Source organism: Devosia sp. Z11_6 (genome assembly GCF_058133665.1).
In genome coordinates, this window is record NZ_JBYUNQ010000001.1 from 154843 (window position 1) to 175948 (window position 21106).

General features: G+C 65.2%; 19 protein-coding genes. 9 read left to right on the top strand and 10 right to left on the bottom strand.

Annotated elements, in window-relative coordinates:
• Positions 1–3 precede the first annotated feature (3 nt).
• From AC3YMN_RS00770 to AC3YMN_RS00780, 3 genes are all read right to left on the bottom strand, one after another.
• Entirely contained in the window at positions 4–1086 is a 1083-nt protein-coding gene (locus AC3YMN_RS00770) for a L,D-transpeptidase family protein (protein WP_489888552.1), read from the bottom strand.
• Between the two features lie 68 nt (positions 1087–1154).
• Positions 1155–2033 (bottom strand): extensin-like domain-containing protein, encoded by an 879-nt coding sequence (locus AC3YMN_RS00775; protein WP_489888553.1) that lies wholly within the window; start codon positions 2031–2033, stop codon positions 1155–1157.
• 42 nt (positions 2034–2075) lie between these two features.
• Positions 2076–3266, bottom strand: coding sequence for a pyridoxal phosphate-dependent aminotransferase (locus AC3YMN_RS00780; protein ID WP_489888554.1), 1191 nt, complete (start codon positions 3264–3266; stop codon positions 2076–2078).
• Between the two features lie 155 nt (positions 3267–3421).
• On the opposite strand from AC3YMN_RS00780, the gene AC3YMN_RS00785 reads away from it, so the two are divergent.
• Genes AC3YMN_RS00785 through AC3YMN_RS00795 form a run of 3 tightly spaced genes read left to right on the top strand, consistent with a single transcriptional unit; the run spans position 3422 to position 7165 of the window.
• Positions 3422–4456 carry an Ldh family oxidoreductase gene (locus AC3YMN_RS00785; protein ID WP_489888555.1) on the top strand — a complete coding sequence of 345 codons (1035 nt, stop codon included), beginning with the start codon at positions 3422–3424 and terminating at the stop codon, positions 4454–4456.
• Positions 4453–5676 carry an iron-containing alcohol dehydrogenase gene (locus AC3YMN_RS00790; protein WP_489888556.1) on the top strand — a complete coding sequence of 408 codons (1224 nt, stop codon included), beginning with the start codon at positions 4453–4455 and terminating at the stop codon, positions 5674–5676. The genes AC3YMN_RS00785 and AC3YMN_RS00790 overlap by 4 nt, the downstream gene beginning before the upstream one ends.
• Positions 5677–5692: 16 nt before the next feature.
• The gene (locus AC3YMN_RS00795; RefSeq protein WP_489888557.1) at positions 5693–7165 is read left to right on the top strand and encodes an NAD-dependent succinate-semialdehyde dehydrogenase; all 1473 of its coding nucleotides are present in this window, start codon (positions 5693–5695) and stop codon (positions 7163–7165) included.
• A 27-nt stretch (positions 7166–7192) separates the two neighbouring features.
• On the opposite strand, the gene AC3YMN_RS00800 is transcribed toward AC3YMN_RS00795, so the two are convergent.
• A complete protein-coding gene (locus tag AC3YMN_RS00800) occupies positions 7193–7774 on the bottom strand; it encodes a methyltransferase family protein (protein ID WP_489888558.1) in 582 nt (193 codons plus the stop codon).
• Positions 7775–7927: 153 nt separating this feature from the next.
• Between AC3YMN_RS00800 and AC3YMN_RS00805 the strand changes: the two genes are divergently transcribed.
• The 4 genes from AC3YMN_RS00805 to AC3YMN_RS00820 all read left to right on the top strand — a co-directional run bounded on the left by AC3YMN_RS00805 (position 7928) and on the right by AC3YMN_RS00820 (position 11838).
• Positions 7928–8788: an alpha/beta fold hydrolase gene (locus AC3YMN_RS00805; protein ID WP_489888559.1), complete on the top strand. Its 861-nt coding sequence runs from the start codon at positions 7928–7930 to the stop codon at positions 8786–8788.
• Between the two features lie 159 nt (positions 8789–8947).
• A complete protein-coding gene (locus AC3YMN_RS00810; RefSeq protein WP_489888560.1) occupies positions 8948–10570 on the top strand; it encodes an ABC-F family ATP-binding cassette domain-containing protein in 1623 nt (540 codons plus the stop codon).
• 60 nt (positions 10571–10630) lie between these two features.
• Positions 10631–10981, top strand: a complete 351-nt coding sequence (locus tag AC3YMN_RS00815) for a DUF2200 domain-containing protein (protein WP_489888561.1) — start codon at positions 10631–10633, stop codon at positions 10979–10981.
• An 89-nt stretch (positions 10982–11070) separates the two neighbouring features.
• Positions 11071–11838, top strand: coding sequence for an aspartate dehydrogenase (locus AC3YMN_RS00820; RefSeq protein WP_489888562.1), 768 nt, complete (start codon positions 11071–11073; stop codon positions 11836–11838).
• A 37-nt stretch (positions 11839–11875) separates the two neighbouring features.
• Here AC3YMN_RS00820 and AC3YMN_RS00825 read toward each other — a convergent pair whose 3' ends face one another.
• The 6 genes from AC3YMN_RS00825 to AC3YMN_RS00850 are packed head-to-tail and all read right to left on the bottom strand — an operon-like array spanning position 11876 to position 18402.
• Positions 11876–13303, bottom strand: a complete 1428-nt coding sequence (locus tag AC3YMN_RS00825; RefSeq protein WP_489888563.1) for an amidohydrolase — start codon at positions 13301–13303, stop codon at positions 11876–11878.
• 11 nt (positions 13304–13314) lie between these two features.
• Complete coding sequence (locus AC3YMN_RS00830) at positions 13315–14040, bottom strand: copper homeostasis protein CutC (RefSeq protein ID WP_489888564.1); 726 nt, start codon at positions 14038–14040, stop codon at positions 13315–13317.
• Positions 14041–14044: 4 nt separating this feature from the next.
• A complete protein-coding gene (locus AC3YMN_RS00835) occupies positions 14045–15019 on the bottom strand; it encodes an ROK family protein (protein ID WP_489888565.1) in 975 nt (324 codons plus the stop codon).
• Positions 15016–15882, bottom strand: coding sequence for an ABC transporter permease (locus tag AC3YMN_RS00840; RefSeq protein WP_489888566.1), 867 nt, complete (start codon positions 15880–15882; stop codon positions 15016–15018). The genes AC3YMN_RS00835 and AC3YMN_RS00840 overlap by 4 nt, the downstream gene beginning before the upstream one ends.
• Positions 15883–16803, bottom strand: coding sequence for an ABC transporter permease (locus tag AC3YMN_RS00845; RefSeq protein ID WP_127754138.1), 921 nt, complete (start codon positions 16801–16803; stop codon positions 15883–15885). It abuts the gene before it with no gap.
• A gap of 57 nt (positions 16804–16860) precedes the next feature.
• A complete protein-coding gene (locus AC3YMN_RS00850; RefSeq protein ID WP_489888567.1) occupies positions 16861–18402 on the bottom strand; it encodes an ABC transporter substrate-binding protein in 1542 nt (513 codons plus the stop codon).
• A 104-nt stretch (positions 18403–18506) separates the two neighbouring features.
• Here AC3YMN_RS00850 and AC3YMN_RS00855 point away from each other — a divergent pair, with 104 nt between their 5' ends.
• Positions 18507–19628: an ROK family protein gene (locus AC3YMN_RS00855; RefSeq protein ID WP_489888568.1), complete on the top strand. Its 1122-nt coding sequence runs from the start codon at positions 18507–18509 to the stop codon at positions 19626–19628.
• A 14-nt stretch (positions 19629–19642) separates the two neighbouring features.
• Complete coding sequence (locus AC3YMN_RS00860; protein WP_489888569.1) at positions 19643–21088, top strand: M81 family metallopeptidase; 1446 nt, start codon at positions 19643–19645, stop codon at positions 21086–21088.
• Positions 21089–21106 lie beyond the last annotated feature (18 nt).

Consider the following 21106-nt stretch of genomic DNA (forward strand, 5'->3'; position numbering starts at 1 on the left):
TGCTTATTCGATGAAGGTGACGGGAACGCCTGGCTCAACCATGGCGGCGAGTTCCCGGGCATCCCAATTGGTCAGGCGCACGCAGCCATGCGAGCCGGTTTTGTCGATCTTGGAGGGCTCGGGAGTGCCATGGATGCCGTAGGTGGGCTCGGACAGGTCGATCCAGACCGTACCGACCGGGCCATTGGGGCCGGGCGGCAAGGTCAGCACCTCGGTGTTGTCGCCCTGCTGGAAATTGACCTCAGGATTGTAGGTATAATCGGGATCCAGCACGACGACCTCGACCATGTGCGTACCCGAGGGTGAAGGATTGTCCTCGCTGCCGATGGTCGCGGGATAGGCGACAAGAAGGCGACCGGTGGCATCATAGGCGCGCAGCATGCCCATGCGCTTGTCGGCGTCGATGGTGGCGACCATGCCCTGCAGGTCAGCGCCTGGGGCGGCCACGGCAATTTCTTCGCCTTCGACAAAGCTTGCGCCGGGATTCAGCGCCTCGATGAAATTCACATCCATGTGGAATTTTTCGGCAAGCGCTTCGGCGACGCTCGTATAGCCGAGGGATTCGCGCTCGGCCAATTCGGCGTAGTCGCTGGGGAGCGGCTCAACGATATCGGCAACGTCCTCGGCCGTGATGGTGTAGGCCATTACGGCCGGGTCAGGGGTTTCGAGGCGCGCCAGCACTGCAGGATCAAGTGCGCCATTGCCGGGCAGGCCATTAATTGCAGCAAAAGCCATCACCGCCTTGCGGACATTGGCGCCGTCATAGCCATCGATGACGCCAGGAGAAACGCCGGCACGGTCGAGAAGGATCTGGAGGCGCGCGATTGCTGGGTCGGGCAGCTTGGATCCCTCAGCCTCGGCTGACAGCTCGGTGGCGCCCTCGTTCTGCGGGGGCGGTGGCAAGGGCTCGGCACTTTCGTCCGGCAAGGGGACGGCAAAGAGCGGCAGCAGCGGCTCAAGGCTCGCAGCGTTGATCGCCTCGGGCGTCAGGGGAGGCGGTGAAGCGGCAGGGAGCTGTTGGGCGGTGGTTGGAAGGGAGAAGGCGACGAGAAGCAGGGGGAGGGAGAGCCGGGCGGCAAAGTTCATAATTGATCTCAGGACAAGCAGTTGCCACCTCAACGCCCCATGTCAGCCCAAGTTGCCCCGATTAAACCCTATTCACAGAGGCGGGCCTGACAGGCCGCGCCATGGCAGCCCATATCCACATGGAAATGGTCGTGGTGTTCGGCATTGGCTTCGGGCCCGAGCGTGGTGGAAAAGCTCGAACAGGCCGCATCATGGGCAAAGCGCAGGAACTTGCCCTCGGGCGCGTCGGCGGCGGGCCAATCGCCTTCGACCGTGACGGTGCGGCCATCGGCAAAGGTAAAGCCGACCACATCGAGCGCATTGGCCATGCCGTGCTCGGAAAGGCGATCGGAACTGCCGCCAACCCGGGCACGGCAATTATAGTTGGTGCCGACATCAAGGCTGGCCAGTTCGGTGTTTTCGCGCGCCTGCAGATAGCCATCGATCGCCTCGCCCCAATGCGGCAGCGTCGTGGCTACTTCGCAGGTGAGGGTGGCTTCGCCCGACAGCGGCACCATGCGGCCATTGACCAGGATCCCGGTTACCGCCAAGGGGGACTGGGTGCCGCATTCGCCTTCATCGATCGGGGGAAGCAGCTTGGCCTCGATCTGGCCGCCGATCACAGCGGGGCACTGGGTCTGATAGGGGCGAGGCGGCTCGGCGGGTTCGGCGACCTTGGCGGGCGCGGGGGGTTCTTGCGCGGCGGGTGCGGCATCCGCGGGCGGTTGCTCGGCTTCGGGTGCGTCCGGGTCGGCCTTAGGTCGCTCGGCGCCGGCCTCGGGCGCGTTTGCGTCAGCGTCGGGGGCTTCCGCCTCGGCGTCGGCGGGCGCTGTTGCATCCGCTGGGGGCGCGTCGGTCAGGCTTTCGGGCCGGTCCCGCGGCATGGGCGGAACCGCCTCGGGCGCTTCCTGGGCGAGCGCCAGCGAGGACAAAAGCAGCATGACGGTAAGCAGTGAGGTGCGCAACATGGTGGCAGAACGCGGCTGAAGGCCGCGCGTTGCCAATGCGATTCAACTTTGCCTCAAGAACGAGCGCAGCCGGTCGACGCCGGTATCGATGCGTTCCGGCGCCGCGGCAAAGCACCAGCGCAGCCAGCCTTCGCCTTCATCGCCAAACGCACTCCCCGGCGCAAGCCCCAGCCCCGCTTCGGCCACGAGGCGCTTGGCAAGGGCCAGCGAGTCGGCATGGCCGTCGATGCGGAAAAAGGCGTACATAGCGCCATCAGCTTCCGGCAGGGTGACGCCGGGCAGCTGGCGCAGGGCTGTCAGCAGGGTGGCGCGGGCCTCCCCCAGTTCACGGTGGATCTGCGTGACGGTGGCGGCGCTGGCCGGATCGGTGAGGGCGGCGAGACCCCCGGACTGGACGAATTCGGGCACGCAGGAGGTGTTGTATTCGATGAGCTTTTCGAGCTGGGGCACGAGGTTGGTGGGCAGCACCAGCCAGCCCAGCCGCCAGCCGGTCATGCGCCAGGTTTTGGAAAAGCTGTTGACGACGATGAGGCGATCTTCGGGATCGGCGACCGAGAGCATGGAGGGGGCGGCGGTTTGGCCTGGGGTGAACACCAGCCGGTCATAAACTTCGTCCGACAAGATCCAGATGCCGCGCTGGCGGCAATGGGCGAGGATGGCGGCCTGCTGCTCGGGGCTGATGGTCCAGCCGGTGGGGTTGTTGGGCGAGTTGATGACGAGCATGCGCACGTCGTCGGTAAGGGTGGCGAGCAGGCGGTCGAGGTCAAGCTGCCAGCGGTTGTTGATGACGCTGAGGGGGAACCGGGTGACCTCGGCGCCGAGGATCTTGGGGATCTCGGCGATGTTGGGCCAGATGGGGGTGACGACAACTACCCGATCGCCCGGGGATAGGACGAGCTGGCTGCCCAACATCAGGGCCGATACGCCAGAGCTGGTAACGCCGACGCGGTCGGGGCCGAGGGTGATGTTGCGCAATTGGGAAATGTAGCTCGCGATCGCGGTGCGTAGGGCGGGGCGGCCCAAATTTTGGGTATAAAAGGTGTTGTTGCGCTCCAGCGATTCCACCGCAGCGGCGCGGATAAAGGCGGGGGTGGGCTGATCGCTTTCACCAAACCAGAACGGAACCACATCGCTGCGATCCATGCCGGCATTGGCAACCTCGCGGATGCGGGAAGGGGCCAAATCAAGCACCGCCTGGCGGGCCTGGGGTGGTGAAGCGAGATGTTGGTGCATGAGATCAATCCGCGGTGGGTGGGGCGATGGGTTGCCCCGCAAATCAAGGCGCAGCTATGCCGATTGGCGCGGCCAAGGCAATCGCTTCCAGCACGGAGCAGGCGCTTGACTTCGCGGGTGTGCTGCCGCTAAATCGTATCGGATAGGATATAGTTATGATCAATATTGCCGCGGAAGATGCTCGGCGGGTGAGTGAAGCGGCGCTGAGGCGAGCTGGGGTTCCCCCGGAGGCAGCGGCGCTGCAGGTGGATCTGCTGCTGGAGGCAGAGCTGCGGGGGCGCCCGTCGCACGGCTTGCTGCGGTTGCCGCGCTTGACCGACCGCATGGCCAATGGCGTGACCAGCCCCACCGCGACCGGCAACATGACCTGGCGGAGCGAGAATTTCCTGCAGGTCAACGGTCAGGATGGGCTGGGGCCGGTGGTGGCGATGGCGGCGCTGGAGGCTGCGGCCGAACGGGCGCGGCAAAGCGGGGTCGTGGTGGTGGCGATTGCGCACAGCAATCACCTGGGCATGCTGGCCTGGTATGCCGAAAAGCTGGCGCGGGACGGGCTGGTGACGCTCGGGTTCACCACGAGCGAAGCGCTGGTGCATGCCTGGGGCGGGCGCCAGCCGGTGCTGGGCACCAATCCGGTGGCGATCGGGGTGCCGCAGCCCGGGCAGCCCTTTGTGCTCGATATGGCGACCAGTTTGGTGTCCATGGGCCAGATCTATGATTACGCGCAGCGCGGGCAGGAATTGCCCGAAGGCTGGGCGCTGGATGCCGAGGGGGAGCCGACTACCGACCCGGAGGCCGCTAAAAAGGGCTCAATTGCGCCATTTGGGGAGGCGAAGGGCTATGCGCTGGGGCTGGCGCTTGAACTGCTGGTGGTGGCGCTGACCGATTCTGCGATCGGGCGCGACGTCACTGGCACGCTCGATTCGACCCGGCCCGCCACCAAGGGCGATGTGTTCATCCTGATTGATCCGGATTTGCAGCCGGGCACGTCGGCGCGGATAGCCGCTTATCTCGACCTGGTGCGCGCTTCGGGCGATGCCGAGGGGGCGCGCAAGGTAGCGGTGCCGGGCGACCGGGCGATGCGCGTGCGGGCGGAGCGGCTCCAAACGGGTATTGCCTTGCCCGAGCCGCTTTGGGCCAAATTATGCGAATTGGCCGGTGATCCGGCTTCCACAACGATAGAGCTGACATGAGCATCTATGGCGCCATCCGCAGTCCGCGGGCGATCTATTTTGGCGCCGGCCAACGGCATGCGCTGCCCGCCATCGTGGCGGGGCTGGGTCAGCGCGTGCTCCTGTGCTCCGACGAGCGGTTCAACCAGGACCCCAAGCTCAGCGCGATCCGCGCGGCGCTGGAGGGGGCGGGGCTGCGCACCGAGCTTTATGACGGCACCATCGCCGAATTGCCGCTGGCCTGTATCGCGGAGGCGACGGCCAAGGCGCGCGAGTTCGGTCCCGATGTGATCGTGGGGATCGGCGGGGGCAGTTGCCTCGACCTTGCCAAGCTCGTGGCGCTGACGCTGACGCATGGGGATGAGCTGGCCAATTTTTATGGTGAGTTCAAAGTGCCCGGCCCGGTACTGCCGGTGGTGGCGGTGCCCACCACCGCGGGCACGGGCTCGGAGGTGACGCCCGTGGCGGTGCTGGCTGATCCCGTGCGGATCTCCAAGGTGGGGATTTCGAGCCCCTATCTGATCCCGGAAGTGGCGGTGTGCGACCCCGAGCTGACCGCGACCTGCCCACGCGGTTTGACGGCGGTGGCGGGGGCAGATGCGCTGACCCATGCGATCGAGGCGTTTACCGCAATCAAGCATCCGATGGACCCGGGGCGCGCCCTCCAGCAGGTGTTTATCGGCAAGAACACCCAGAGCGACGCGCAGGCGCGGATCGCCATTGCCGCGCTGGCCGGCAATCTGGCGGCGGCGGTGGCGGATGGGGGCAATGCCGCGGCGCGCGAGCAGGTGATGTATGGGGCGCTTTGCGCCGGCCAGGCCTTTGGCGTTGCCGGTACGGCGGCGGCCCATGCCATTCAATATCCCGTGGGGGCGCTGACCAAGACCGCCCATGGGCTTGGGGTGGCGGTGCTGATGCCCTATGTGATGGACTTCAACCGATCAGCCTGCGGGCCGGAATTCGCCGAGATCGCCCGCCTGTTCGGCATCACGCAAGGCGAGGAGGCCGAGTTGGCTGATGCGGCGATCGAGGCTGTAGCCGAACTCTTTGCCACCTTGGGTATTCCGCGCACCCTGGCCGAGCTGGGCGTTCCCGTCGAGCGGCTCGACTGGGTCGCCGAGCAGTCGCTGCTGTCGGCCCGGCTCGTCAACAACAATCCACGACCTCTCGATCTGGCTGCCATGCAGCAGATTGTCCAAGCAGCTCATGCCGGCGATCGCGATCGCCTGCGCCGCCATTGAACCAAAGGCAGTTCCCATGTCCCAGTCATCAGCAATCCGCGCTCAGGGCGATTACGACAATCTCGCCACCGATCTGTTTATTGGGGGCCGTTGGCGTCCCGCCTCAAGCGGGGAGCGGATTGATGTGTTCGATCCCTCCACCGAAGAGGTGATCACCACCGTTGCCAATGCCAGCATCGAGGATGGCATTGCGGCGGTGGATGCTGCCGCTGCCGCTGCGGCAGGCTGGGCCGCAACTGCACCGCGCAAGCGCAGCGACATCCTGATGAAGGCCTATGGCCTGATGACCGAACGCGCCGAATGGCTGGCTGAGTTGATCTCGCGCGAGAATGGCAAGGCGCTGCCCGATGCGCGGGGCGAGGTGGCCTATGCGGCCGAGTTCTTCCGCTGGTATGCCGAGGAAGGCGTGCGGCTCAACGGCGAAATCTCGATGGCGCCGAGCGGCAACAACCGCATCATCGTGCAGTACCAGCCGGTGGGCATTGCCGTGCTGGTGACGCCGTGGAATTTCCCCGCGGCAATGGCGACGCGCAAGATCGGGCCGGCGCTGGCGGCAGGCTGCACCTGCATCCTCAAGCCCGCGACCGAAACGCCGCTGACCGCCTATGCCATGGCCGAAATCCTCGCCGAAGCGGGGGTGCCCGATGGCGTGGTCAATGTGGTCACGACCGGCAAGTCGGGCCCGGTGATCAGCGCCATGCTGCATGATCCGCGGGTGCGCAAGCTGTCCTTTACCGGCTCGACTGAAGTCGGGCGCGTGCTGCTCAAGGAAGCGGCCGACCAGGTGATCAATTGCTCCATGGAACTGGGCGGCAATGCCCCGTTCGTGGTGTTCGACGACGCCGATATCGATGCGGCGGTGGACGGCGCGATGATCGCCAAGATGCGCAATGGCGGGGAGGCCTGCACGGCCGCCAACCGCTTTTATGTGCAGCGCGGCGTGCTGGAAGCCTTTGCCGACAAGTTCGCGGCGCGCATGAAGGCGCTGCAGGTTGGGCCGGGCTATCATCCCACAACGCAGCTGGGACCGCTGGTCAATGCCAAGAGCCGCGACAAGGTGGCTTCGCTGGTGAGCGATGCGGTGTCGCGCGGTGCGCGCGTGGTGACGGGCGGCTCGGCCCCCGAGCGCAAGGGGTTCTATTACGAAGCCACCATTCTGGCCGATGTGAGCCCCGAGGCTGCGCTGGTGCATGAAGAGATCTTTGGGCCGGTGGCGCCAATCGTTGCCTTCGACAGCGAAGAGGAAGCCATCCGGCTGGCCAATGACACCGAATATGGGCTTGTGGCCTATGTCTATACCGGCGATCTGGCCCGCGGCCTGCGGGTCTCGGAGCGGATCGAGAGCGGCATGATCGCGCTCAACCGGGGTTTGGTGTCTGACCCGGCGGCGCCCTTTGGCGGGGTCAAGCAGAGCGGGCTTGGGCGTGAAGGCGCCCATCATGGCCTGCTGGAATTCACCGAAGCCAAATATATCGCTACGTCCTGGTAAGTCCTGAGCGGCGGGCACGGCCCGCCGCTAGTTACCCACTTGCTGGTTGCGAGCCCCCGACCGCGACAAACGGGGCCAGAAAAGACCGGCTCGGGCCCGATAGGCCTCGTAGTCGCTGGACATGGACGTGCCGGCAAAATGCCGCTCCTCGCCCCGTGCAGCCAGGATGTACATGACGACGATGGCAACCAGGGTCGGAATGGCCAGGGGCGACCAGGCCGCTATCGCCCACCCCGCCCAGAACAGAATATAGGACGTGTAGAAGGGGTGCCGCACATAGCGGTAGGGGCCGCTCTGCAACAGCGTCCTGGGTTGATTTGCATCAAAGGCAAAGCGCAGCTGCGCGTCGCGCGAGGCGCGAATGGCCGACCAGAACAAAGCCATGGCCGCCAGCTCCAGAAGTAAGCCGACCGACTTTGCCAGTATAGGCTGTTCATCACTCCAAATAATGACGGTGTAGATGATCGCGGTCAGCAGGACAAGCGCCGCGAGCAAAGCTGCGGGCCACTGCATCTTGTCCGAAACAAAGTGTCCTCTTGTTGCCCAAATGTGCTGGGCCACAACGCTCCAACTGATGACAGTGACGATAAGATCAAGCGCGGAGTTCAATTCGACCTCTCGGGTTGGAGACTGTCATTTGCCGACAAGGCCGGGGAAGTGTCAACTTGTGATCGGCTGCGGACCGAATAATTCGGTTAAGGATGCCGCTTAAGGCTTCCGCAAACTTAGAGGGGCATTGGTGGTCCGAAGGGAGCCTCTGCTATGCGGGCCAGAAGCAAAGTCATCAGGACACGCTATTCTGATATCGCCTTGCGCGACAGCGGCGGCGCCGGATACCCGCTCCTGTTGCTGCATGGTTCCGGCGCTTCGACCGATGCCTTCCGCCGGCAGTTCGACAGCCCGATGCTGCAGCCGCTCCGCCTCCTCGCGGTGGACCTGCCCGGGCATGGGCATTCCACCGATGCAGTGGATCTGGACGGCTATAGCCTCACGCATCTGGCCGAGGCGGTTCTTGAGGTGCTGGGCCAGCTCAATCTCAACCAGGTCGCGGTGTGCGGCTGGTCGCTGGGCGGCCATATCGCCATCGAAATGATGGCGCGCAGTGCTTGGATCAGCGGCGCCATGCTGGTCGGCACGCCGCCAGTGGCCAAGGGCCCGATTGGCATGCTGCGTGGGTTCCGACCAAGCTGGGATATGCTGCTGGCCAGCAAGCCTGAGTTTACCCCACGCGACGCAAGGCGCTTTCTTGCCATGTGCTATGGCGAGGGCGAGCCAGATGAGCTCAACAGGCAGGCGCTGGCCCGCGCTGACGGGCGGCTGCGGCAGAATTTTTTCAGGAGCATGATGCGAGGCGATGGCGCCGACCAGAAGCGGGTCGTGGAATCGGCTGAGATCCCGATCGCCCTGGTTAATGGCAGCGATGATCCGGTGGTGCGCCTGCATTACCTCGAAACCCTGGCCGTTCCCCAGCTCTGGACCGGAAAATGCCTGACCATTCCAGCGGCGGGCCATTCGCCGTTCTGGAGCCAGGCCGAACTCTTCAACGGGCTGCTGGCGCGGTTCGTGCGGGATGTGGAAGCGCATCAGTTTTCCGCCGGTCTGCGCAAGGCGAGGCGCGCCTGAGGGGCGCCAGCTTTCAGCCGTTGCCAACCACGAAGCGGCGGAGCGGCAACGTGCCATGGCCGGGGTGGCTTTCGGGACGCGCCAATCTGCTGTAATCGGTGCCAAAGATTTTTCACCGCCGCCATTCATGGCGGCGGATTAGTTTGGACACCACACCGCATGATCCGCCTCGACAATATCGGCAAGCAGAATGGCAAGCAGATCGTCTTTATCGATGCCTCGGCCAGCTTGTTGAAGGGCGAAAAAGTGGGACTGGTTGGCCCCAATGGCGCCGGCAAGACCACGCTGTTCCGCCTGATCACGGGCGAGGAGCAGCCCGACGAGGGCCAGGTTTCGGCGGATCGCGGCATCACCATTGGTTATTTCAGCCAGGATGTGGGCGAGATGAGCGGGCGCAGCGTCGTGTCCGAAGTGATGGACGGCGCTGGGCCGGTCAGTGCGCTGATCAGCGAAATGCGGGCGCTCGAAGCCGATATGGGCGACCCCGACAAGGCTGACGAGATGGACGCCATTATCGAGCGCTATGGCGAAGTGCAGCATCAGTTCGAGGAGCTGGACGGCTATTCGCTCGATGGCCGGGCGCGCGAAGTGCTCGATGGCCTGGGATTTTCCCAGGAGATGATGGATGGCGATGTCGGCAAGCTGTCGGGCGGCTGGAAGATGCGCGTGGCACTGGCGCGTATCCTGTTGATGCGCCCCGATGCGCTGCTGCTCGACGAGCCCAGCAACCATCTCGACCTGGAATCGCTGATCTGGCTGGAAGCGTTTTTGCAGAACTACCAGGGCGCCCTGTTCATGACCTCGCACGACCGCGAATTCATGAACCGGATCTGCACCAAGATCGTCGAGATCGATGCGGGCGGGCTTACCACCTATTCGGGTAATTACGAGTTTTATCAGCAGCAGCGCGCCATTGCCGAAAAGAACCAGCAGGCGCAATTCGAGCGCCAGCAGGCGATGCTGGCCAAGGAGCTCGATTTCATCGCCCGTTTCAAGGCGCGCGCCAGCCACGCGGCGCAGGTGCAGAGCCGGGTGAAAAAGCTCGACAAGATCGACCGGGTCGAGCCGCCCAAGCGGCGCCAGACGGTGGATTTCGAGTTCCGCCCCGCGCCCCGCTCGGGCGAGGACGTGGCGCTGCTCAAAGGCGTGAGCAAGAGCTATGGCAGCCGCTCGATCTATGACGGGCTCGACTTTCATGTGCGGCGCAAGGAGCGCTGGTGCATCATGGGGGTCAATGGCGCGGGTAAATCGACCCTCCTCAAGCTCGTGACCGGCACGACCGAGCCGGACGCCGGCACGGTGTCGCGCGGGCCATCGGTCAAGATGGCCTATTTTGCCCAGCACGCCATGGATGTACTCGATGGCGATCTGACCGTGTTCCAGCAGCTGGAAAGCTCGTTTCCGCAGGCGGGTCAGGCGCCCCTTCGCGCGCTGGCGGGGGCGTTCGGGTTTTCGGGCGACGAGATCGACAAGAAGTGCCGGGTGCTGTCGGGCGGGGAAAAGGCGCGGCTCGTCATGGGGATGATGCTGTTCGATCCCCCGAACTTCCTCGTGCTCGACGAACCGACCAACCACCTTGATATCGCCACCAAGGAAATGCTGATCACCGCGCTCAGCCAATATGAAGGCACGATGCTGTTCGTGTCGCACGACCGGCATTTCCTCGCGGCGCTGTCCAACCGGGTGTTGGAACTGACGCCCGAGGGCGTGCATGCCTATGGCGGGGGCTATACCGAATATGTGCAAAGCACCGGGCAGGAGGCGCCAGGGCTGCGCAGCTGACCGATGGCCTGATCTGGGTTATGGTTGGCCCCCAGGAAGAGCAGCTCGGGGAGGGCAGCCATGCCGGGGCATCGGATCTATGGGATGAGCTTCGCCAGCGTTTATCCGGCCTATGTCGCCAAGGCGGAGCGCAAGGGGCGCAGCAAGGCGGAGGTGGACCGCATCATCTGCTGGTTAACCGGGCATGATGAAGCGAGCCTCGAGGGTGTGCTGGCGGCGGGCACCAATTTCGAGGATTTCTTCGCCCACGCGCCGCGGATGAACCCGGATCGGGCGCTGATCCGGGGCGTTGTTTGCGGTGTGCGGGTGGAGGAGATCGAGGAGCCCACGATGCGCGAAATCCGCTATCTCGACAAACTGGTCGATGAACTGGCCAAGGGCCGGCCGATGGAGAAGATCCTGCGCAGCTGACGGTTGCCCGACGGGGCGGGGACAGCTATGCCCTGCATTAGGCAGCAGGCGGAGTTGGGTGTTTGGGGGCAGATCGGCAGAGGATTGCGGTGATCGGACTGGGGGCGATGGCCCGCAGCCTGATCGGGGCGCTGGAGGCGCGTGGCGAGGGGCTGGCGGTAGGGGCGGCACTGATGCGCAGTCCGGCGAGCGCGGGCAATTTGGAGGTGTTCAGCACGGTCGAGCAGCTGATCGGCTGGGGGCCGTCGCTGGTGGTGGAATGTGCCGGGCACGAGGCGGTGGCGCGACACGTGCCGGCTTTGCTCGCGGCGGGGGTGCCGGTGGTGGTGGCGTCCGTGGGAGCGCTGGCGGACCCGGAGCTGCGGGCGCGGGTGGCGGGGAGCGTCACGGCTGCCGGACGACTGACGCTGGTGCCGGGGGCGATCGGCGGGCTCGATGTGCTGCGGGCGGCGCGACTGGCGGGGCTCGACGCGGTGGTTTATTGCGGCACCAAGCCACCGCAGGCCTGGGCGGGCAGCCATGCCGAGACGCTGGTGGCGCTCGGCTCGATTACGGAAGCGGCGGAGTTCTTCAGCGGCACGGCGGCGGAGGCAGCGCGGCTGTTTCCCAAGAACGCCAATGTGTGTGCGGCGGTAGCGCTGAGCGGGCTGGGGTTCGAGGCAACGCAGGTGCGGCTGGTGGCGGACCCGGCGGCCGGGGGTAACCGGCATCAGGTGCTGGCGCGGGGGGCGTTCGGGCAGTTCGAGATCGCGCTCGAGAATGCGGCGCTGCCGGATAATCCGCGCACCTCGTGGCTGGCGGCGCTGAGCGTGGAAGCGGCGGTGCGGGAGTTTTTTGCGGCTTCGCCGATCGGATAAAGAAAAGCCCCGGGTTTGCCGGGGCTTTTTGTTGTGATCAGCTGGCGGTCATGTCGGCGATGGGGGGCAGGGCGCCATCGGGGATCGCCGTCTTGTAGCGGGCACGGCCGGCGACCTGGTTGAGCGTGTTGGCAGCGGCCTCGCGCAGGGAGGCGTCTTCCAGCGCCTTGACGGCGGTGTCGGCCATGACCTTGGCGGCATGGATCATGCCATTGTGGGCCGCAGCGCTCTTGCCCTGGGCGACCAGCTGCCAGGAGTGGAACGGGGTGCCGATGGCAAAATTGGCGCCGTCCAGCTGGACCGTTGGGACGACCCAGCTCACATCGGCCAGATCGGTCGAGGCGACGCCCGCGGTGGGGACGGCGATATCGGCGGGGATCAGGAAATCGGCCAGCGCCTTGTCCTCGCGCGGGGGCATGGCATAGCGCTCGTAATCATGGCGGATATGCTCGGGCGACAGGGTCGCCTGGATGGTGCGGGCGAAGCTTTCGTCCTCGGCACTGAACTGGGGCGAGCCCAGTTCGGCGAGAGCGGCGGACATGGCGCCCTGGAGAGGGGCGTTGTTGATGAGATTGGCCACCGAGCTGATGATCTTGATCTCAACACTGGTGCCGGTCATCAGCGCGGCGCCGCGAGCGACATCCTGAACGCGCGCGAGCACATCGAGCATGCTGTCGACGGTCGAGGAGCGCACGGAATAGCGCACCTTGGCGCGGGCCTGCACCACATTGGGGGCAATGCCACCGGCATCGAGAATGGCATAGTGCATGCGCGTGTCGGTCGGGACATGCTCGCGCAGATAGTTGCAGCCCACATTGGTCAGCTCCACCGCATCAAGGGCGCTGCGCCCGAGGTGCGGGGCGGAAGAGGCGTGCGCGGCGCGGCCGGTGAAGGTGAAATCAATGCGCGTGTTGGCCAGGCTCGAGCGGCGGGTCACTTCGGCGAAAATGCCGGGATGCCACGTGATGGCGATGTCGACATCATCAAAGAGGCCGGCGCGGACCATGAAGGCCTTGGCGCCACCGCCTTCTTCGGCGGGGCAGCCGTAGTAACGGACGCGGCCGGGCAGGTTGTTGGCTTCCAGATAATCCTTGAGGGCGCGGGCGGCGAGCAGGCTGCCGGCTCCGAGTAGATTGTGGCCGCAGCCATGGCCATTGCCACCGGCCTGGAGGGGCGTGTGGGTGGCGTTGCCTGCTTCCTGGCTGAGGCCTGGGAGCGCATCGAATTCGCCGAGGAAAGCGATCACCGGGCCGCCGCTGCCGGCTTCACCGACAACAGAGGTCGGGATGTCCGCGAGGCCCGTGCGAACCGAAAAGCCGTGCTCGCGCAGCGCCGCTTCATGGGCCGCGGCGGAGCGCGTTTCCATGTAGCAGGTTTCGGGCGTTGCCCAGACGGTGTCGGCCAACGTGACAAAGGAAGCGCGGTGCTGGTCGACCAGGTCCCAGATGGCTTGGGTGTTTTTCATTTTGTGGTTCCTCAGGCCGAGTGTTGGGAAAGAATGGCGCGCATGCGCTCCACAAGCACTGGGTCGGTTTCGCCTTCGTCGGCGGGCTGGAAGCCGAACTGGACGGGCAGCGATTGCGGATCGAGCCCGAGCGGGCTGCGGCAGGAGGCGTGGATCTCGTTGATGCCAGGCACGGCCAGCATCTGCTCGACATTGGCCGGCTTGATGCCACCGCCGGGCATGACGGTGATGCGGCCGCTGGCCTGCGCCAGCAACTGGGCAATGGTGGGGGCCGCATCGAGCACCGAGCGCTGGCCGCCCGAGGTCAGTACCCGATCAAAGCCCAGCTCGATTGCCGTTTCCAGCGCCGCCGGTTGATCCGGCGTCAGGTCAAAGGCGCGGTGCAGCGTCGTGCCCATGCCCTGCGCGCGGGCGATGAGACGCGCCAGCAGGTCGACATCGAGCGTGCCATCGGGGCGATTGGCGCCGAGCACAACGCCGGCAATGCCGTGGGCGCGCAGCTGGTGGATCTCGGCCAGCATGGCGGCTTCGTCCGCGGCATCGAAGATGAAATCGCCGGGGCGGGGGCGCACCATGGCGTAGACCGGGACCGCCGCCTTGCTCGCGAGCGCAACCAAACCCGGATTTGGCGAGAGGCCGCCGAGCGCCAGGGCCGAGCAGAGTTCGATGCGATCGGCACCCGCCTCGACCGCGCTATGCAGACCGCGGGGACTATCGACGCAAACTTCGAGGATCATGGATTCAAGCCCTTGGGGTTTGTTGGACCAGCACCGACATGCCGATGAGACCGCCATTGTCGAGGAACTGACCCGGACGGACCAGCGGTTCGGCAAAGCTGTTGAGGGTGCGGGTGCGCACCTGTGCGTCGAGCGCCGCGATCAGCGCGGTGCGGGCGGCAAGGCCCCCGCCAACGGGCACCACCGAAGCGCCGGTGATGTTGACGGCAAAGGCCAGAGGTTCGCTCAGCAGCGCCAGGTAGACCTCGACAGTGCGGGCGGCAGTCGCGTCGCCGGCTTCCCAACCGTCGAGGATTTCGTGGCTGGTCTGTTCTTGCCCGTGCAAATGGGAATGCAGCCGTTCGATGCCGCGCGCGCCCCCGATCGTATCGGTGCAGCCGATCTGGCCGCAACCGCAGGCAAAGCGGGGGATGGTCAGGGTTTCGCCCGAAGCCAAGGTCAGCTGGGTCTGGGTGATGGGGCCGTGGCCCCATTCGCCCGTGACGCCGCGATGCCCACGCACGGTGCGGCCATCGACCACGAGGGCGCCGCCGACGCCGGTGCCGAGAATGGCGCAAAACACCACGTCATGGCCGCGGCCGATGCCGAGATTGGCTTCGGCCAGCGCAAAGGTATCGGCGTCGTTGGCGATCACGACCGGACGGTCGAGGGCTGCGGCAAGCTCGCCCGCTACGTCATGGCCCTTAAAGGCCGGGATATTGGCGGCGTTGACGGTGCCGTTGCGGTGATCAAAGAGGCCGGTGGTTGATATGGCCAGCGGCACCGCGGCGCCGGCGCCGTTCCAGCGCGTGGAGAGCCCGGTGAGGGCTTCGACGAGAGCCGGCCAGTTGTCGGCCGGCGTTGGCACTTCGTCGACCCGCTGCACTTGGCCGGGCCCGAAGGCCTGGCCGAACTTGATGAAGGAGCCACCGATATCGGCGCAAAGCGCGGTGGCTGGCGCAGCCGGATCGCGCAGGAAGACGCTTGTTGGTGTGCTCATTTGCGCGGATCCAGCAGGTCGCGCAGGCCATCGCCGAGGATGTTGAAGCCCAGAACGGTCAGCATGATCGCGAGGCCCGGGAACAGCGACATGTAGATGTTGACGCCGAGATAGTTGCGGCCAACGCTCATCATCGCGCCCCATTCAGGCGTTGGCGGCTGGGCGCCAAGCCCGAGAAAGGACAGACTCGCCGCGGACAGGATCACGGTGCCGGCGGTGAGCGTCGACTGCACGATGATGGGGCCGATGGCATTACGCAGAATGTAGTGCACCAGAATGCGGTGCTGCGGGATGCCGAGGGCCTGGGCCGCCTCGATGAACTCCATGCGCTTGAGGCCAAGGGTCAGATTGCGGCTGAGGCGGGCGTAAACCGGCACGGAAAAGATGGCGATGGCGATCAACAGGTTGATGAGGCTGGGCCCGAGCACACTGACGATGAGGATTGCGAGCACGATGCCGGGAAAGGCAAAGAGCACGTCCATGATCCACATGATGGTCTGATCGAGCACGCGACCGCCCATGCCGGCAATGATGCCGAGGGGGACGCCGGTGCAAACGGCAAGAGCGACGGCGAGCACCACTTCAAGCAGGGTGATGCGGGCGCCATAGATGACGCGCGCAAAGATATCGCGGCCATTGTCATCGGTGCCGAAGGGATGCTCCCAGGAGGGAGGCAGGAGGGTCGAGAGCAGGTTCTGTGCATAAGGATCGGCCGGGGCGATCCACGGGGCGAAGATGGCGGCGATGACGATGAGGCCGACGAGGACCCCGCCGATCACGAGGTTGGCGTTGCCGGCAATCCAGCTCAAGGCCCGCGCCGTCCCGTTGGGGCGACGAGCCGGTGATGTCATGGGAGCGGACATCTATTCGAACCTTATTCTGGGATTGAGAACAGCGATCAGCATTTCGGCGAGGAAATTGACGATCACGACGCCGAAAACGGCAACGAGCGCCACGCCCTGGATCACGGGGTAATCGCGGTAGCGCACGGAATCGACCATCAGGCGCCCAAGGCCAGGCCAGTTGAACACGGACTCGGTGACCACGGCGCCGCCGATGAGGCTGCCGAAATTGAGCCCCACAATGGTGACGATGGGAATGAGCGCATTGCGCAGGGCATGGCTCCAATAGACCTGGCGGGCGGGCAGGCCCTTGGCGCGGGCGGTACGGACATAATCCTGGCCCAGCACCTCGATCATGCTCGAGCGCGTCATGCGGGCGATCACGGCGGTGGGCAAAACGGCAAGGGTGACGGCGGGCAGGATATAGCTTTGCCAGGAGGTGGCGCCGAGCAGGGGCAGCCAGCCGAGCTCGACGGAAAAATAGTTCATCGCCATCAGCGCCAGCCAGAAATTGGCAATGGAGGCGCCGCCAATAGCCAGGATCATCACGAGGTAATCGGGCCAGCGGTTGCGGTTCATGGCGCCGGCCATGCCGGCGGGAACGCCCACGGCTACCGCCAGAAGATAGGCGAGCGCGGCAAGGGACAGCGTATAGGGCAGGCGGTCGGCGATTTCCTGCACCACGGGGAGATTGGAGCGGATGGAATTGCCGAAATTGCCCTGCAGCGCATTGGTGGCAAACAGCAGATATTGCTCGGGGATGGAGCGATCGAGCCCCAGCCTGACGGTCATGGCGTCCACCGCTTCCTGGGTGGCTTCAGGCCCGGCCAGCACACGGGCGGGCTCGCCCGGCAGGGCGCGGATGGCGATAAACACCAGCAGCGACACGCCGATCAGGATCAGCGGCAAGGATGCCAGCTTGCGCAGGAAATAGGATTGCATTGGGCTCTCGAGGCAAGGGCCGGGCGAGTGAAATGCTCGCCCGGCCGGAGACGGTTGTTAGTCCTTGGTCGCGGTTTCGACGCGCACGAAACCACCCGGCACCATCCAGGCGCCCGACACGCCGTCGCGGGTCGCATAGAGGTCCTGGTTCACATAGAGGAGGACGTGAGGCGCCTCGTCATTGATGAGCTTTTGGGCTTCCACATAGACTTCGTTGCGGGCCGCTTCGTCGGTGGTGGCAGCAGCCTTGTCGAGCAGGGCGTCGAAGTCGTCGTTCTTGAAGAAGCCGAGATTGGCGCCGCCGGGCGAGAAGCTCGAGGAGTGGTAGAGCGGGCGCAGCTGCAGGTCAGCGCCGTTGACGCCCGAAGACCATGACGCGATCACGGCGTCGACATTCTGGTCGGCCTTCTGGGCGACATCGCCAAAGGCGGCCTGGGACCAGACGCCGCTTTCCATGCGCTGCACGTTGAGCTTGACGCCCAGCGGCGCCCACATGGCCTGGAGCACTTCGCCGATGCGCGCTTCGGGTTCCTGGACCACGACATCGATCTCGAAGCCGTCGGCAACGCCGGCTTCGGCAAGGAGCCCCTTGGCGCGCTCGAGGTCGAGCGGATAGGGGTTGAGCGAGGGATCAAAGCCGGGTGTGATAGTGGCCAGGGGCGACGTCGCCGGAATAGCGTAGCCGGCCATGATCGCCTGGACGAGACCGTTCTTATCGGTGGCGAAGTTCAGCGCCTGGCGGACGCGCACGTCGCTGAGGGGCTCGGACTCGGTGTTGAGCGCGACCCAGAACACGGCCGAGCCGTCCGAGACATTGAGCGCGAGCTCGGGATTGCCCTCGATCTGGCGGGCAAAGGCGGCCGGAACGGGGTTGATGATGTCGGCGTCGCCGGTCTGGAGCGCCATGTTGAGCACGGAGGTTTCGCTCGACCAGGTCCAGCGGATCTGGTCTTCCCCGGCTTCCTTGTCGCCCCAATAGTCAGCGAACTTTTCCTGCAGGACATAATCGCCCGAGCGGTATTCGGCGAGGCGATAGGGGCCGGTGCCTACCGAGGAGGACCCGAGATTGCCGGCTTCGTCGGCAGCCGGGCTGACCTGCCAGCCGGCCTGGGTGGTCAGGAGGGCCAGAAAGGCCGGGTAGGGCGACTTGAGGGTGATTTCGAGGGTGTATTCATCAACGGCGCGCACGCCTGCCATGAAGGTGCGCAGACGGCCGCTGGCGGCAAGACCGCGCTCGGTGTCGAGGTGGCGGTTGAAGTTGTAGGCGGCAGCTTCGGCATTGAATGGGGTGCCGTCATGAAAGACAACGCCTTCACGCAGCTTGAAGGTCCAGACCAGGCCCGCTTCGTCCGAAGTCCATTCGGTGGCGAGCTTGGGCACGATCTGCTGGTTGGCGTCGCGATCGGTCAGCCCTTCGAACATCGGGCGGAGCAGCGCATTGGTGAAGGTCGCGCTTTGATCGCCCGGATCCATGGAGCGGGGGGCTTCGCTCTGCATAACGTTGAGAACGTCAGCCATGGCGAGGCTGGGGGTAAAGGCAAGCACGCCGGCAAGGGCAATGCGAGCCATGAGGCTGCGGGTAGTAGGCACAAACTTCATCCAACGCGCTCCGGGGTCGACCTGTGAAAGTTTTGTTAGTGAGTGAACTAACCTGGCTTGAGTAGTTCACTCATAGGACTTAGTGTCAAGGGATAGAGGTTCATTTGCTCACACCCACCCACCATCGCATTCTGCGCAGCCTGAATTCCTCGGGTCCGCTCACCCGGGCGGAGCTGGGCAGTCAACTCGCGCTCAGCAAGGCGGCGATGAGCGGGCTAACGCGCGAGCTGATCGAGGGCGCGCTGGTGGAGGAAACCACGAGCGTGCAGCGCCAGGGGCGGCCGGCCGTGTTGCTCGACCTGCGGGCGGACGGGGCTTATTTCATCGGCATTTCGCTGTTGAGCCGGCCCGCGCAGATCGCGCTGACCGACCTCAAGGGCAATATCTTTGCTCGGGCGGCGCTGCAGTTCGATCCCGACCCCGAGCGATTCGCCGATAATGTTGCGGCCGCGTTGCCGGGGTTGATCGATGGCATCGCGCGCGAGCGGCTGGCCGGGATCGGGGTGGCGCTGTCGGGCCTCGTGGATGAAGAGCAGGCGCGCTGCATCAAGTCGACGCTCCTGGGCTGGCAGGATGTGCCGCTGGCGCAGCTGATCGGCAAGCGCGTCGGGGTGCCCACATTTGTCGAGAACGACGCCAAAGCGCTGGCGATCAGCGAAAAGCATTTCGGGGAAGCGCGCGAGTTCAACAATTTCAGCGTCATCTCGCTGGGTGGCGGGATCGGCTCAGCCCATTTTATCCATGGGCGGCTGTATCGCGGGGCGCATGGCGGGGCGGGGGAAATTGCCCATTGCACTATCGAGCTGCAGGGGCGGCCGTGCCGGTGCGGCAAGGTGGGGTGCCTCGACACCGTGGCCTCGCTCAATGCGCTGGCCGAACTGGCGCGCGAGGACGGGCTGCAGATTTCCTCGCTGAGCGAGCTTGAGCACGAGGCGACCAATGGGTCATCGGCCGCCATCCGGATCCTGCATCGCGCGGGCTCGGCGCTGGGGCTGGCGATCGCCACTGTGATCCAGATCAACGATCCGCAGATGATCCTGATCGCGCATCAGGAAAAGAGCTTTTCGGGGCTGTTTGCCACGGTGATGCAGCAGGCGATCGAGGCCAATGTGCTGCCGCGCCTGTCGGGCCGTACCCCCATCCGCACCGAGCGGGTGGACAATGATGTGTGGAGCCGGGGTGCCGCGAGCGTGGTGGCCGAAAGCTTCTTGAATGGTCTTATTTAATGGAAGGAAGATGCATGCGCATTGCCGTTGCCGGTCTGCATGTCGAATGTAGCACATATAATCCCGTTCTGGCGCGCGAGGCCGATTTCCGCGTGCTGCGCGGGCCTTCGATGATCAAGGACGGCTATTTCGAGTTCCTGACCCATTTCCCGGCCGAGTTCATCACCGTGCTGCATGCCCGCGCTATCGCGGGCGGCCCGGTGGAAGGGGCGATCTATGCGACCTGGAAGGCTGAGATCCTCGAGGGCATTCGCGCGGCGCTGCCGCTCGATGGCGTTTATCTCGCCATGCATGGCGCGATGTTTGTCGAGGGTCTGCAGGATGCCGAGGGCGACCTGATCAGCGCGGTGCGCGAACTGGTGGGGCCCGATGTGCTGATTTCGGCGAGCTATGACCTGCATGGCAATGTCAGCCAGCGCATCATCGACAGCCTCGACATGTTCTCGACCTATCGCACTGCCCCACATATCGATGTGGCCGACACGATGCGCCGGGCGGTGACCATGCTGGTGCGCGCGCTGTCGAGCGGCGAGCGGCCGCACCTCGTCTGGTCGCCGGTGCCGGTGCTGCTGCCCGGCGAGCGGACCAGCACGCAGGACGAGCCCGCCAAGACCTTTTATGCACAGATGCAGGCGGTGGAAGACCCCACGGGCATCTGGGATGCGTCGTTCCAGGTGGGCTATGTCTGGGCCGACGAGCCGCGCGCTACGGCCTGCGCGGTGGTGACGGGCGTCAATCGTCCCGCAATGGAAGAAGCGGCCAAGCATCTGGCGCAGGACTATTGGGATGTCCGCGAAGAGTTCCGCTTCGGCCCCAAGACCGGCAGCATCGATGAATGCGTCGACTGGGCGGTGAGTTCGCCCACGGCGCCGGTGGTGCTGGCCGAGGCGGGGGACAACCCCACCGGCGGCGGCGTCGGCGATCGCGCCGAAGTGCTGGCGGCGCTGATCGGGCGCAACGCCCAAGGCGTAGTGTTTGCCGGGATCACCGACAAGGCGGCGACCGATGCCGCCTATGCGGCGGGGATCGGCGCCAAGCTGCATCTTCGCATCGGGGCGAGCCTTGATGTGTCGAGCACGCCGGTCGAGGCCGAGGTCGAGGTGGTCAATCTGCTGGAAGTCGAGCAGGAGCGGCTGCGGGAAGCGGTGGTGCGGATCGGTGGGATCGAGCTGGTGCTGACCGCGCGCCGGCGGCCCTTTCACTATATCGCTGACTTCACCAAGCTCGGGCTTAATCCCGTGGCGGCCAAGATCGTGGTGGTCAAATCGGGCTATCTCTCGCCCGAGTTGAGCCCGATCGCCAATCCCAATTTGATGGCCCTGTCGCCGGGGGTGGTGGACCAGTTCGTGGAGCGCCTCGAGCGCAACCACAAGCCGCACCCCACCTATCCGTTCGACAAGGATTTCTCGTTCGTGCCGGAAGCCGTGCCTTCCGCCCGCGCCGAGCGCGCCAAGCGCTAAGCAATTCGGAGCTATTTG